We start from the raw sequence: 14,951 nt of genomic DNA, 5'->3' as shown, positions 1-14,951 counted from the left end.
CACGATTCCCAATTCCCAATTCCCAATTCCCCATTCCCAATTCCCAATTCCCAATTCCCAATTCCCAATTACGTTAATGCTTTATCTAAAAAACTTAGTCTATCATCCTACAGCCTGTCCCAATGCTATTCTAAAAAATATCAACTTAGAACTGCCATCGCAACAAATGGGGCTGATTGTCGGCCGTAGCGGTTCCGGCAAAAGTACGCTCTTAGAAATATTAGCAGGTTTAGCAGAAAAAACTAGCGGCGACATCCGCTGGCGCGAACAAGAATTAACACCGGAACACTTGCAACAGTTAGGAGGTTTAGTGTTCCAGTTTCCTGAAAGACATTTTTGTGGGGGGACAATTTTAGAAGAATTGCGACTGGGACATCCCGAATTGGGACAAGAACAAATTCACTCAGCGATGAAAGAAGTTGGGTTGGCACATTTGCCGCTGCGCGCTTCTCCCCACGCTTTAAGTGGCGGACAACAGCGCCGGGTGGCCCTGGCGGTGCAGCTAATTCGCCAGCCGCATTTGCTACTTTTGGACGAACCGACGGCGGGTTTGGATTGGTCGATGCGCCGACAGTTGGTAAGCTTGTTGGGTAAGTTGAAAAATCACTGGACTTTGTTGATTGTTACTCACGATGCTAGCGATTTGTTGAGCGTTGCTGATAAGTTTTGGACGTTAGATCACGGGGATTTGCAGGAGGTCGATCGCGCGAAGTTAGAGGCTAAGGAAGCAAGTTGTGTGAGTCAGTAGGCAGTTGACAGTTGACAGTTGACAGTTGTGCGAGGTTAAGAAGTCGCAAACTTTGTCATTAGTTCTTTCGATGGTTATTAGAAGATGAACCAGACAGAAATTATGATGTTACCCCAAATGAATGAATTGTGGCAAAAAACGCTGAATTGGGAGCCGGATGAGTCGCAGCAGCAACAATTTCAGCGGCTTTATGAGTTAATTGTTGAAGGCAATCGTTCCTTGAATTTAACTCGAATTATTGAGCCGATCGAGTTTTGGGAAAAACATTTGTGGGATTCTCTGCGGGGAATTGCGAGACTGCTGCCGGTTAATCACAATTCGCCGGAAAATAACGATTTTCCCGTTGAGTCCCCGCTCAAAGCGATCGATATCGGGACTGGTGCGGGTTTTCCTGGTTTGCCGATCGCGATCGCCCTTCCACATTTATCAGTCACTCTCCTGGATTCTACTCGCAAGAAAATTACTTTCTTGGACACGGTTTTGCCGTCTTTAGGGATCAAAAATGCTACGACTTTGCTGGGCAGATCCGATGAAATTGCCCGACAACCGCAGCACAGACAAGCTTACGATATCGCATTTCTGAGGGCAGTTGGAGCAGCTTCTCTGTGCGCTAAATACGCGCTACCTTTCCTGAAAAACGGCGGTTTGGCGGTACTTTACCGGGGAAATTGGACGGTAGAGGAAGAGGAAGAGTTGCAAAGTGCGATCGAGCGTTTGGGCGGTACGCTTGAGTCAGTCGAATCATTCACCACGCCTGCGAGTCAGGGCGCGCGCCACTGCCTTTATTTGCGGAAAACTGTACAGAAGCTCGATCGCCCGATTCGCTAGCGGAAGCCATTTTAGATACAATAGCGGTTGAAACAACCGCCACTGTATCTTTGTTAAACTAACCGATCGCCTTTTCGTAGCGTTTGTTAATTTCCGCCCAATTAACCACGTTCCACCACGCTTTTAAGTAGTCTGCACGCAGGTTTTGGTATTTGAGATAATAAGCGTGTTCCCAAACATCATTGCCCATAATGGGATAGTTGCCATCACTGAAAGGACTGTCTTGATTGCCAGTAGTTGTAATCTCAAGTTTACCAGCTTTATTGCGAACTAGCCACACCCAACCGCTGCCAAAACGCTTAGTGCCAGCCTCGTTGAATTTGGCTTTAAAATCCTCAACACTGCCGAAATTTTGCTTAATTGCTGTGGCAATTGCTCCTGTGGGTTCGCCGCCGCCTTTGGGACTCATGATTTCCCAAAACATACTGTGATTGAGGTGTCCGCCGCCATTATTGCGTACAGTTGTGCGAATATCTTCCGGCACTTTGCTCAAATCTTTGAGCATATTTTCAACACTCACGTTTTTAAGATTCGGGTATTTATTGACAGCATCGTTGAGGTTTTTAACGTAAGCTGCGTGGTGTTTGTCGTGGTGAAATTGCATTGTCCGCGCATCGATGTGCGGTTCTAAAGCGTTGTATTCGTAAGGCAGAGGCGGTAGTGTAAAAGGCCCGGGAGTTTGGGCTATTTTTGGGCTTTCTGGGGATGGACTTGCTTGCGCTACACTATTGCCTGACGCTTGGCAAGCACCTGCGGTAATAGCTCCGACGGTGGCTGTTAGCAAATACAAGAAATCTCGGCGTTGGAGTGTCATAAAAGATCCCTAAGTGAATTATTAACTGTTTTATCTCAGATTAAAGCAAAAGGGGAGGAAGTTGGGAAAAAAATTATAAAATCGTAAATATACCTAATTAAACTTAAAATAGCATCTGGCGCAAGGAAGAGGGCGAAGCATGACCGCATATAAGTTATTAGTTATCATCTCATATTGACTGCGGTCATGCTTCGCCCCTACGGATATATTTGCCTTGCGCCAGATGCACCCAATGACTAATCACTACCCTTCGGCTTCGCGAGCTGACTAATGACTAATGACTAATGACTACTGACTTATCGCCCGAATGGATGAGAAGGATGGGTGATGTTGGTAAGAACAACTCAAGTATAGGCTAATGAGGTACGCGTGCATAAGTCTCACGTGTTCCGGCTCACAAACCCGGTTTCTGTCTCGAAACCGGGTTTTTTATATTATTCTTGGGATAAGCGTTGCACGGCTTCGCCTCCAAAAAGTCGATCGGCTGCTTGCAATATACTAGGAATTTTCGCAGCGTGGGGGCTGTGGGCGAGACAGCGGCGCAAGTCTAATTCGTCGAGGCGATCGGCTTTTTTGCCCGGAAACCAGTGGCTGGCGTTACCCAAAAGGTTGTAGCGCATCTTGCAATAGTCGATCGCATCGTAAGCATTCGCCAAATTCCACAGCCACAAAATCACTCGAATGTTAACCTCTCCGGGAGTATTTTCGATAGTTGGCAAACCGAAGTCCCAAGTCTTAAACCAATCTTCTCCTAATTTGTCAATTGCTGCATTTTCCAGCCTTGCTAATATCGGTGGCAAAATTTCATCGGCTTTATCTAACAATTCTACAGCTTTTAGATGCTCGTTAAAATCTTCAGGTTTGGCTGCACCCAAACTCAAAGTGTGTACTTGCGGGTGTGACAAACAAAACAAATCATTAAACACCATCGGACTCAGTGGATAGCACAAATCTACCAACTTTTGCGGCGGGTTGTAAAGTTGACCGCCTTTGTCGGAAGGACTGATAATAAAAACGCCCATGTCGTGACGTTTGGCAGCTTCAATTGCGGGCCAATTATTTTGATTGATGTAATACCAGTGCAAGTTAAGATAATCGAATTGATTGGTTTCAATAGTTTTGACAATCACATCCGTAGGGCCGTGAGTTGAAAAACCAATAAACCGAACTTTACCTTCTGCTTGCAATTTTTTTGCCACATCCAAGCAGCCGCCCGGGCGCATAGAATCCTCTAGAAATTCCCAGGTATTAATGCCGTGTATGGAAAATAAATCGACGTATTCTAGCTGTAAATAAGCTAAGGATTTATCAAATTCTTCGCGAAATTCCTCGGAGTTGGCTTGAGGACAAACTTTTGTTTGTACTATCAAGTTTTCGCGAGGGAACTGCGGCAAAATCCACCCCAACTGCATCTCAGAAGTGCCGTAACCGCGAGCAGTTTCTATGTGATTGATACCGCATTCTATTGAGTAGCGAATTGTCGATTCTAGATTTTGTTGATTGTCTGGTGGAATCTCATTTGCTGGCACATCTTGCCATTTGTGGTGATATCTCATGCCGCCGCAGGAAAAGACGGGCATGGATAATTCTGTGCGGCCGAATCTGCGATATTGCACGATCAAAATAGAGATACGAATTTATACTATTATAGCAATTTTGAAGTTGGGAATTGGGAATTGGGAATTGGGAATTGGGAATTGGGAATTGGGAATTGGGAATTGGGAATTGGGAATTGGGAATTGGGAATTGGGAATTGGTAATATCATGTCCTCTTGATTGCCATAACAAAAACGGTTTGTAGTACGGACTTAAGTCCGCACTACGAACGAATTTTAATGCGGTTAATCGATCGGACATGATATAAAAAGCTTGAGTAGCTAATTAACCGTAGGGTGCTTCAGGCTGAATATTCTTGAGTAGACTGCTAAACTTTTCCTTCCTGATTCACCCTACTATAACTATTTAGAAATTTCCCGCACTACAGGTTTGCCGTCCTTAATTTCGCCTACTAAAACCAAATCTGTACAGTTGACAAACAAGCCATTTTCTAACACGCCTGGAATGTTATTCAAAGTTTTTTCTAATTCCGCAGGATTGTCAAGGTTATCAAATTGAACGTCGATTACCATATTACCTTGGTCGGTAATTACCGGGCCTGCTTTTCTGATTCCCATGCGGAGTTCTGGTTTACCGCCCAATTTTTCAATGGCGCGAGTAACGGGGGTAATTGCCATCGGTATAACTTCGATGGGGACGCGAAAAGTCGAACCCAATTTATCTACCATTTTGGAACTGTCAACTACTACAATAAACTGAGCAGCGAGACAATCGACTACTTTTTCGCGGGTGTGGGCGGCGCCACCACCTTTAATTAAGTTGAGGTGCGGATCTACTTCGTCAGCGCCGTCAATGGCTACGTCAATTCTGTCAATTTCGTCGAGGGTTGTCAGCGGTACTCCGTACTGTTTGGCTAATACTTCTGATTGAAAGGATGTGGGAACTCCTTTGATATCTTTGAGTTCGCCTGATTTTATGCGATCGCCCAATGCTTGAATAGTATAAGCTGTAGTTGACCCCGTGCCGAGTCCGACAATCATACCAGATTTTACGCGATCGGCAGCAGCAAAGCCAACTTGCTGTTTCATCAATTTTACGGGGTCTTGTTCTGTGGTCATGTTCGGTAATCCTCAATAGCTTTAAGATTATACCATTTATTATGGATTTTTTTAACCGCAGAGAGCGCAGAGAACGCAGAGAGTAAGAAGCAGAAGAGACGGCACTCGCAAATTGTTTCAAGTGGGAAATTCTCTCTTTCTTCTCTGCGCCCTCTGCGCCCTCTGTGGTTAAAAAAATCTAGTTCACAAATCGGCGGATAATTGCCATAATGAAAATCGGATTTCTCGATACCTACACTTGGGATTACAACATTGAAACTCCTTACCGCGAACCTTTGGGCGGCACTCAGTCGGCTATTTGTTATTTAGCTGAGGCGTTGGCAGCCCTGGGAAATGAGGTATTTCTACTCAACAATACTTCGGAACCGGGGATGTGGCGCGGGGTTGATTGCAGGCTGCGGGTGGCGGACAGTGCTAATTTGGAATTATTGCGATCGCTAGATTTTTTGGTTGTAGTCAATATAGTTGGTAAGGCACTGGAAATTAAGCCTTTTTTGGGCGCGCACACTAAATTGATTTTGTGGATTCATAACGAACCAGGCTTTGTTTTTCTCCAAGATTTCCAGAATGTTCAAGAAATTAATGTTTGTGATGCTTTTGTTTTTGTCAGCGAGTGGCAGCGCCAGCAATTTCACACTCGTTTTGGGATTGACTCCAAGCGCAGTTATGTTTTCAGAAATGCGATTGCACCTTGTTTTGCTAACATTTTTGCCGATAATATTTCGATCCAATCTCAAAAATCTCGACCGCCCATTCTAGCTTACACTAGCACTCCATTTCGCGGACTGGATATTTTATTAAATGTTTTTCCCGAAATTCGTCAAGCTGTCCCCGGAACCAGATTAAAAGTATTTTCTAGCATGAAAGTACACCAAATAGACGACAATGATAATCAGCTTTGTTTCGATCAACTTTACGAAGAGTGTCAGGAAATAGAAGGTGTCGAGTATGTCGGTTCTGTACCGCAACCCGAACTTGTCCGGCAACTGCGTTCAGTCGCGGTTTTAGCTTACCCGAATAGCTATTTAGAAACGTCATCGATTGCGGTGATGGAGGCGATGGCTAGCGGTTGCCGCATTGTGACGAGTGAATTGGCAGCTTTGCCGGAAACAACGGCTGGATTTGCGCGTCTAGTTTCTATGTCAGGGGTGGAAAATTTGGCATCTGTAACTGATTGGAAGCGTGCAGGGACACCGGATTGGGAGGGATATACAAGGCGGTTTTTAGATGCGACAGTCGAAGTTTTAAAAGAGTTTACGGGGGCGGGGGGTGCAATTGCTGAAACTCATCTGAGACAGCAGGTAGAATATATCAATCGAGGGTGTACTTGGTCTGTGCGAACCCGAGAGTGGGTAGAATGGTTGAATAGTATTAGTGTAAAACCTGTAAGAGTGGCAGAGCAAATGATCCAAGAGTTTTTGGTGGATTTAGAATCAGCTCAAACATATTTTGTCAAGGGAAATCGCCTGAAAGATAGAGGAGATCTCGGTGGCGCCATCGAGAGTTATCAGAAAGCTTTAGAGTGCAATCCCAAAGATGCGGAAGTTCATAAAAAGTTGGCGGAAGTTTATGTTTTGCAAGGAGAATTCGATCGCGCGATCGCCCAATGCAACCTCGCCATCAAATTTCAACCGAATTTTGCTCCCGCGTACCTGACAGCGGGCAATGCCCTGCACGGCCAAAACCAGCTAGAAATGGCAATTCAAGCTTATTTGCAAGCTTTAAAACTTCAGCCGGATTTAGCAGAAGCCAGCGCGAATCTCGGCAGTATGTATTACAAGTTAGGGCAATTGGGACAGGCGGCAAAGGCTTACCAACAAGCTCTTGCTATTAATCCCGGTTTGTGCTCGGTGAATTTGATGCTAGCCAGCGTTTTGCAGCAGCAAGGAAAGTTAGATGCGGCAATTGCTTGCTGCCAAAAAGTCCTGCAACTGCAACCGGGAAATGCCAGCGCTGCGGAAATTTTATCCAGTTTAACCGCACAAAAACAGCAACAAACTACCGATAGCAAATTTCTCGCATTAGAAACAGAATCTGATGAGGAAAAACCAGTATCTGTCAACAAAGATGAAGGCTATGGATTGCAGCCTTCGAGTATCAATTTGCCACCAGCACCTAATCCTGAAAATTTAAATACTCCGTTTACCAACCCTGCTGAAGTTTCCGAACAAGTTACCTCGCTGAATGTTCCAGATATCACACAAGTTGCTAATTTTCAAGAAGTAGAACAGTACAAAAAACTGGCAGAAAACTTTTTAGTTAAAGGGAAAATTCAAGAGGCGATCGCAGCGTGCCATCAAGCTATCAAAATTAGACCTGATTATACCCATGCTTATGTAACTTTAGGCAATGCTTTGCAAGCGGTTGGTAAAATGGAAGCTGCGATTCGATCGTATTCTCAAGCCTTAGAATTGCAGCCAAATTTTGCGGAAGTGCGCGCCAATATCGGCAGTATGTATTTCAAAATGGGTCGTTTGCCAGAGGCGATCGCCCATTACCAACAAGCGATCGCCCTGAGTCCAGATTTAGCGGGCGCTCACTGGAATTTAGGCAAAGTATATCACAAACATGGCAACGTCGAAGCTGCGATCGCCTGTTTTCAGAGAACATCCGAACTCAACCCGCAGCTTGTCGGCGCCGACTTCCACTTCAACTTAGGAAACCGACTGTTTAGTCAAGGTAAGCGCGACGAAGCCATCGAAAGCTACCAAAAGGCGATCGCCATTAAACCGGATTGGGCAGAGGCCTATGGTAACATCGCCAGCGCGCGATCGCAGCAAGGAAATCTCGATGCTGCCATCGTCGCATACCAGCAAGCTGTTGCTTTAAAACCCGAATTAGAAGTGCTGCACTTCAATTTAGCCAATTCTTTCATGCAGCAATACAACTACGAAGCAGCGATTGCTAATTATCAAAATACTCTGAAAATCAAGCCCGATTGGCCGGAAGTTCACGCTAACATCGGCAGTTGTTTGTCCATGCAGGGCCTGCTGGAAGAAGCTTTAGCCAGCTATCAGCAAGCTTTGGCCTTAAAACCGGATTGGGCAGAGGTTTACTGCCGGATGGGACACATTCAGAAGCAAGATAAGCCGTTGGAGGCGATCGCATATTTTGAAAAGGCGATCGAATGCAACCCCAAATACAGCGAAGCCCACCAACAACTGTGCGACTTGCTAAGCCACTCCACCAACCTAGCCAGAGCCCGCAGCGTCGCCGACAAATACTGCGAATTCTGCGGTGAAAATGCCCCAGTCATGTCAGCCACAGCCTACGTCTTTTCCTACCTCCAATCAGGAGTCAGCAAACAGGCAATTGAGAAACTCGAAGAAATCGAACAACTCTGCTACGAAAAAGTCGAAACCTTTAGCGTCATCGAACTCAAACTGCTTTACGAAATCTTCCTGTTTGCAGTTTCCCACCTCCGAGACAACCGCGAAAAAAATGCCAGTTTCTACCGACTAATTGCCAAAGAATACTACCAAAAAGCCGTCCCGCAGCGACAGCAAGCCAACAGAATCAAATCCGCAAATTATTTAACCAAACAACAGCCATTAAAAATCGGCTTCCTTTCCAAACACTTCCGCCGCCACTCCGTAGGCTGGTGCAGCGAAGCCTTAATCCGCGAATTAAGTCGCATCACTCCCCACGTTCATCTTTACGTGACAGGTAAACTCAACCGAGACGAAGTTACACAGCGGTTTGAAGAAATGGCCGGCAAGTTTTACTGGCCGAAAAAATATCCCAACGGTTTTGCTGACGGTGGCGAAATCTTCGCCGAAGTAGTCCAAGACGATTTGGATGTATTAATAGACTTAGACTCGATGACAGTACCGACAAATGTCGAAGTTTTGTACCAATATCCGGCGGGGATTTGCGTTTCTTGGCTGGGGTTCGACGCGCCATACATTTCGGAGAATCACTACTTTCTGTGCGACGAACACACTCATCCCCCAGGTGTTGACAAAAATTACTTAGAACAGTTAGTGAGATTGCCTAATTGTTCGGTAGCAATTGGCGAACTGCAAAGCATTCCTGTGAATCGAGAGGCGATTAGAAATGCCCTCGGGATTGGCTTGGATCAAATGGCTTATCTCTGTGTCGCTCCGGGCAGAAAAACTAATCCTGAAATGGTGCAAGCTCAAGTTAGAATACTTAAGCAAGTACCAGATAGTATGTTGATTCGCAAAGGTCAAGGCGATCCGGATATAATTCATAGCACATACCGCGAAGAATGCGATATTCAGGGAGTAGATTTTGAACGGATTAAGTTTATCGGCCAAACCCGAAGTGAAGAAGAACATCGCGCTATTTATTATGTAGCCGACGTGTTGTTAGATTCCTATCCTTACAACGGCGGGACTCACAATTTAGAGGCTTTGTGGGCGAATTTGCCAGTAGTAACGAGATCCGGCGACCAATATCTTTCACGAATGGGTTATGCTTTTCTCAAAAGTGCAAATCTCGATGTGGGTGCAGCTTGGAGTTGGGAAGAATACACGCAGTGGGGAGTTAAGTTTGGGCGCGATGCTGGTTTGAGAAATGCGGTGAAAGAGCATTTAATTAAGTCTAAGCAGTCTGAAAATCTTGCGCCTTTGTGGAATCCCAAACAGTTGGCTAAAGATATGTATGAGGTGTTTCAGAAACTATTAGCTAAATAGGTTAGTCAGTTGACAGTTGACAGTTGACAGTTGTCATTAGTTGTGAACTCTTTCTCCCTTCTCTTCCTCTGTGTCCTCTGCGCCCTCTGCGGTTCAAAAAAAAAGAGATATCAGGTAGAGAAAAGCGATTTCAAGATATTTGTACGCAACCTTCAGTAAATTTTTGTAACAAAATCCGTGAAAATGCGTAAAAATTCCGCGCCGAGTCCGATATATAAATGCTGATTCATAGTACCGCGATCGCCCTAACCTTATGCCGGTTGGCGCGATCGTTTTTTTGTAATTCCTCAACTGCCAACTGCCAACTGCCAACTGCCAACTGTCAACTGCCAACTGCCAACTGCCAACTGCCAACTGCCAACTGACTACTGACTACTGTCAACTGTTAACTCGATCGCGCCCGCCAGACTTAGCCCGATACAGCGCCTTATCAGCAGCTTCAATCAGCATCTTCGGCGAATTTTGACCTTCAGCAATCGTCGCCACCCCCATGCTGAGAGTCACACAATCGGTGACAACAGACTTGAGGTGGGGAATTGCCAAAGCTTTGACGCGCCTGCGGATTCCCTCAGCAAAAGCCTGTGCAGCGGCGATATCCGTATTTGGCAAAATTACCCCAAATTCCTCGCCACCGTACCTAGCAGCTAAATAAAGGCGTTCTGCGGGTGCGTGGGCGCAAGCATCCCCGATCGCCCGCGCGACTTGTTGCAAACAAGCATCCCCAGCTTGGTGGCCGTAATTGTCGTTATAAAGTTTAAAACAGTCAATATCGCACATGATCAAAGATAGCGGTTCCGCAGTGCTCGACTGCTCCCATTCCCGATTAATCACCTCGTCAAACCGACGGCGGTTAGCTAGCTGAGTCAGACTGTCCAAATTCGCCAACCCGTCCAACCGCTGGTTAGCAGCAGCTAACTGCTGGTAAAGTAAAGATTGTTCGATCGCGATCGCCACTTGAGTAGCCAACTCACTCAGCAAATCCATATCAAACGGCTGCCACTCGCGGGGCGCCGAACAGTGGTGGGCAATCAACAAACCCCACAACTTCGGCACTTGACAAGAAGGATTGCCGTCACGGTGTTCGATTCCCTGCTGCACGATGGGCACCACCAAATTCGCCTTCACCTGACACTCGGCCAAAAAATTGACGTGGCACTCGGCAAAATTAGAAGCCTGAATGTTTTCTACAGCGCGAATTCTGCCCTTTAAATACTGTCCCACATAAGTATTAGCAAAACAGCAATCCTCGATCGCCATCCCCATCAGCGGCATCCATCCTGCGCCCACCGACTCCACCACCACATCCCCGTTCCAATCTGGCCGGAAGCGGAAAATAATCACCCGATCCGTCGCCAAAAACTCCCGCACTTCCGCTACTGTAGTCTTAAGAATATCTTTGAGATCCAGAGAAGAACGGATGCGAGATTGAATTTCGGCGATCAGGCGTTCCCGCTCAACTTGCTGGCGCAGAGCCACTTGCACCTGCTTGCTTTCAGTAATATCTCGACCTTCCGGTAGCAGCAAGACAATTTTACCAGTTTCGTCTGCCACCGGTTTGAGAGAAAAATCGATAGTTGCCGTGCGGTTTACCCCTTGAACCTCCACTTCATAGCGGACAAATTCACCTTTTGCCGATCGAGAAATCGCCTCTTGCAACTGTTCCCGAACTTCCGGAGAACCCCCCCACCAAGGCCCCTGCCAAAACGGGCGATTTGCCACATCCCGCAGCTTAATTCCCGCGAAATCTAGAGAAGTTTGGTTAGATTCCAGCAGAATGCCATCCGGTTTTAGCAAGCTAACAAATTGGAAAGAAGAATCAAAAATTGCCCGAAAGCGCCGTTGAGAATCCCCCAACATTGCCGTCACCTTTTCGCGAGAAGTAATATCGCGGAAGCGCCACACCCTGCCAATAATATTTTGTCCGACTCGAATCGGCTGCGTGTATCGCTCAAAAGTCCGGCCGTCTTTAAAATCGAGAATATCGCAGCCTTCGGACTCCGCATCGCTATAAATTTCTCTCACTCTCTGTAAAAAATCCCTCGGATCTTTAACTTGCTTAGTGAGAAACGTCAGCCGCACCGTTCTATCCAGTGAGTTTCTAACTTCTTCATGAATCCCCCACATTTGAACTAACTTTTCATTAAAACTAATCAATTCTCCGGCATTAGTAACAGCCAGAATGCCGTCTGCCGTCGCTTCCATAGTAGCGTGCAACAAAGAGCGCGATCGTTCTAATTCTGCTGCCATTAATTTGCGTTCCGTGAGATTTCGCACTGCTTTAACCTGCACCAAACGACCTTCGCAAACTACAAATTTGCTACGCACGTCAGCAGGAAAAGCAGTCCCGTCCCGCCTGAGAAAAATCGTTTCGCAGACTGTATTGCTGGGTGCAGAAATCATTTGTGGTGCCATTTTGTAAGATTTTGGCGACAGCAGTTCCAGCAAACTCATTCCCACCATTTCCGCAGGTTCGTAACCGAACAGTTCGGCAAAATCCCTGCTGACGCTCAAAATTGTGTCGCGATCAGCCACGGCAACTGCTTCAAAATAAGCTTCGCATTCGAGCAATTGTGCTGCTGTGCTGCTACCGTGTTCCCCGGCATAGCTGTTGTTCATTAGCTGTTGCATTTGCGTATTTGCCGAATACAGAGCGGCCATTGCCTGCCGATACATAGCAGTACGTTTCTCAACTTTTTCAGTAAGGCGAGCGCGATTTTCTCGCAGTTCTCTTTCGACTCTAATTAAATCTGTAATATCTACTGCAAACACGATAACGCCAGCCACTTGACCTGATTCGTCGCGGTAAGGTATTGTATCTGTCCGCACCCAGCATTTGTGACCGGTGGCAGTTGGCAGCAGTTGGACTTTTCCCAATTTGGGAACGCCAGAATTGATGACTTCTAAATCTTCTAAATAATATTGTTCTGCTTCGTCTGGATAGATTTCATAAAAAGATTTGCCTTCTAGTTGATTTGCGGGCAAACCTCTCGATGCAGCGGCGGCTTGATTAATTCGCAACAAGCGGCTGTCCGTATCTTTGTACCAAATCATCGCCGGCACCGAATCAAAAATAATTTGCTGTTCTTGGTGCTGGCGGCGCATTTCTGCTTCTACTTGTTTTCTTTTAATTATTTCTTGTTCCAGTTTTTTGTTAGCTTTTTTAAGTTCTGCCGTGCGTCTTTCTACTCTTTCTTCTAGTTGGTCGTAGTATTGACTCAGCATATTTTGCTGCTGTTCGCGCCGCATAGCTTCTAATTTTAAGCTTTCGCTAGCCAACAAACTTGACGATACAAATTCTGCTAAGATTGTAGTTAATTCGTGTTCTTCTTCCGTCCACTGGATGCTGGAACCCCGGCGTTCAGCGCTGACTATTCCAGCCATTTGACCAGCCAGCAAAATCGGTACATTCAACAGGGCAGTCGTACCCCGATCTGCAAAATAAAGACTTGCCAGTTCTCGCGTTCTCGGGTCATTTTCGGCTGCCACCGTTGCGATCGCATTTACGGATTTTAAGGCTTGAAAATACGCCGGACAGTCGGCCGCTGTGATGATTATTTGTACGGAATGGAGTTTGGTATTTTGTTCGTAAAAGTCGATACAGTGAAGCTGGGTTTTGTCTTCCCCGTACAGCCAAATACTGGCTCGATCGCAGTTGACAATACTGACAGCGGTTTCCGTGACTTCGCGGATGAATTCTTCTATATTGTTGCGTTCTTTAAGTTGACTTTTGGCTAATTTTGCGATCGCCAAAGTTGAACGGCGCCAATTGTCCTGAGAATTTGGCGGCGGTGCTACCGGCGCAGCGGCCTTAATTTCTTCGCAAACTAACAGTACCACCGGCCGTTGGAAATTGGCAACTGAGTGACTATCGGTATTTTCGTCTATTTTCCATTCTACCGCAGGCAAAGCGCGCGCCGTTGCTTTTACCCACATAATTTTGCCGTCTTTGCGAGTCAAACAGCCTTCCCAACAGGCGACTTTTGGATTTGACGTACCTTTTGTCGGGTGAACCAATCTCGCAAATTCTGACTGCATTTTCCCTTGATCTTGGCAGTAAAATATGTTAAAAATTGAATGACAAATTAATTCCTGCGACCTGTAGGCGAGGCGAGATTCGCCGAATTGATTGAGGGAAAAAACTCTTCCCAAAGCGTCTAGGACGAAGTAAATGCCCGGAAAATTATCGTAGACAGTTCGATACCAATCCTGTTCGACTTGTTGTTTGGTGGACGAAACTTTCGTGGCCGCGAGATCGTCCCCCGTACCTGTCAAGTGAGAATTGTTGGTTTCTGGGTTCCTTGAATGATTTTTTTTAGCAAACACTTTTAGCTTAACTCGACTGTAATTAATTTTACTTTCTGGAATTTAACTTTCTTGTGAAACTAAATTTAACCTGTTATTTGAAAAAGTTACAACTTGTAACAAAATTACAGCTTTTCCAGCGCGCTGGTTTTCGCTTCCGATGCAACCCCTGTGTTTGTATAGAAGGAAGAGTTGACAGTTGACAGTTGGCAGTTGGCAGTTGGCAGTTGGCAGTTGGCAGTTGGCAGTTGGCAGTTGGCAGTTGGCAGTTGGCAGTTGATAGTTGGCAGTTGGCAGTTGGCAGTTGGCAGTTGGCAGTTGGCAGTTGGCAGTTGGCAGTTGATAGTTGATAGTTGATAGTTGACCGAAAGAAGGAAGACGGAAGACGGAAAACGTTCGAGGGAAGACGGAAAACGTTCGAGGGAAGACGTTCGAGGGAAGACCTTTCATTGCAATCAACCACAAGGGTTTCGGCAATTAAGAACATCTTAACCCTCTTAGCGGTTGCAGTAGTTGCTAGACCGTCTGCGTGCGGGAGATATTTCCTGTGGCGTTGCCGTGTCAGCAGTTAAAACAGCAATTACCCCCTGTGTACTTGTAGTATCCCCGACAATGGAAAAAATTGGCAATCAATTGTTTTAACTAATACGAGTGGGAAGTCCCGCACTCTATCCGTTTACAGGATGAGTGACGGGATGAAAACGAGCAGCAAGCAAATTGAGCGATAGCGAATCCATGATAGAATCGAAATAAGCGGGGATGATAAGAGTAGCCGTGGTGGGCGAACTTTCCGTTGTATAAATGCTAGACACCACCTATCAGTTTCTGACTGGTAGCCCCAAAATCCCTTTCTTGCCGTAAAAGAGCTGATGGATGGGTGAAAAAATCAACAATTCTACTCCTTGGGACACAGGGAGTCTGCCGGA

At 46.0% G+C, this 14,951-nt stretch carries 10 protein-coding genes; 6 read left to right on the top strand and 4 right to left on the bottom strand.

Features of this window, described 5'->3' with window-relative positions; genetic code table 11:
* Positions 1-76: 76 nt before the first annotated feature.
* Together JGK20_RS26725 and rsmG are read left to right on the top strand one after the other, a co-directional pair.
* The gene (locus tag JGK20_RS26725) at positions 77-748 is read left to right on the top strand and encodes an energy-coupling factor ABC transporter ATP-binding protein (protein ID WP_293147764.1); all 672 of its coding nucleotides are present in this window, start codon (positions 77-79) and stop codon (positions 746-748) included.
* A gap of 102 nt (positions 749-850) precedes the next feature.
* Entirely contained in the window at positions 851-1,576 is a 726-nt protein-coding gene (rsmG, locus tag JGK20_RS26720) for a 16S rRNA (guanine(527)-N(7))-methyltransferase RsmG (RefSeq protein ID WP_363319733.1), read from the top strand.
* A 58-nt stretch (positions 1,577-1,634) separates the two neighbouring features.
* Here rsmG and JGK20_RS26715 read toward each other — a convergent pair whose 3' ends face one another.
* Positions 1,635-2,390 (bottom strand): Fe-Mn family superoxide dismutase, encoded by a 756-nt coding sequence (locus tag JGK20_RS26715; RefSeq protein ID WP_293192834.1) that lies wholly within the window; start codon positions 2,388-2,390, stop codon positions 1,635-1,637.
* Positions 2,391-2,824: 434 nt separating this feature from the next.
* Positions 2,825-3,970 (bottom strand): aldo/keto reductase, encoded by a 1,146-nt coding sequence (locus JGK20_RS26710; RefSeq protein ID WP_293192832.1) that lies wholly within the window; start codon positions 3,968-3,970, stop codon positions 2,825-2,827.
* Between JGK20_RS26710 and JGK20_RS26705 the strand changes: the two genes are divergently transcribed.
* Positions 3,969-4,166, top strand: coding sequence for a hypothetical protein (locus tag JGK20_RS26705; RefSeq protein WP_293232739.1), 198 nt, complete (start codon positions 3,969-3,971; stop codon positions 4,164-4,166). The two genes, JGK20_RS26710 and JGK20_RS26705, sit on opposite strands and share 2 nt — an antisense overlap.
* A gap of 182 nt (positions 4,167-4,348) precedes the next feature.
* On the opposite strand, the gene rpiA is transcribed toward JGK20_RS26705, so the two are convergent.
* A complete protein-coding gene (rpiA, locus tag JGK20_RS26700) occupies positions 4,349-5,065 on the bottom strand; it encodes a ribose-5-phosphate isomerase RpiA (protein ID WP_293180219.1) in 717 nt (238 codons plus the stop codon).
* Positions 5,066-5,274: 209 nt separating this feature from the next.
* Between rpiA and JGK20_RS26695 the strand changes: the two genes are divergently transcribed.
* Positions 5,275-9,723, top strand: coding sequence for a tetratricopeptide repeat protein (locus JGK20_RS26695; protein WP_293232738.1), 4,449 nt, complete (start codon positions 5,275-5,277; stop codon positions 9,721-9,723).
* A 218-nt stretch (positions 9,724-9,941) separates the two neighbouring features.
* A complete protein-coding gene (locus JGK20_RS26690; protein ID WP_293180225.1) occupies positions 9,942-10,088 on the top strand; it encodes a hypothetical protein in 147 nt (48 codons plus the stop codon).
* A gap of 13 nt (positions 10,089-10,101) precedes the next feature.
* On the opposite strand, the gene JGK20_RS26685 is transcribed toward JGK20_RS26690, so the two are convergent.
* Positions 10,102-14,046, bottom strand: a complete 3,945-nt coding sequence (locus JGK20_RS26685) for a PAS domain S-box protein (RefSeq protein WP_293232737.1) — start codon at positions 14,044-14,046, stop codon at positions 10,102-10,104.
* Positions 14,047-14,217: 171 nt separating this feature from the next.
* Here JGK20_RS26685 and JGK20_RS26680 point away from each other — a divergent pair, with 171 nt between their 5' ends.
* Positions 14,218-14,382: a hypothetical protein gene (locus JGK20_RS26680; RefSeq protein ID WP_293198533.1), complete on the top strand. Its 165-nt coding sequence runs from the start codon at positions 14,218-14,220 to the stop codon at positions 14,380-14,382.
* Positions 14,383-14,951 lie beyond the last annotated feature (569 nt).

Source organism: Microcoleus sp. PH2017_05_CCC_O_A (assembly GCF_020738785.1).
Classification (GTDB): Bacteria; Cyanobacteriota; Cyanobacteriia; order Cyanobacteriales; family Microcoleaceae; genus Microcoleus.
Note: the sequence above shows the minus strand (reverse complement) of the source record. Positions and strands in the feature narration are given on the sequence as shown.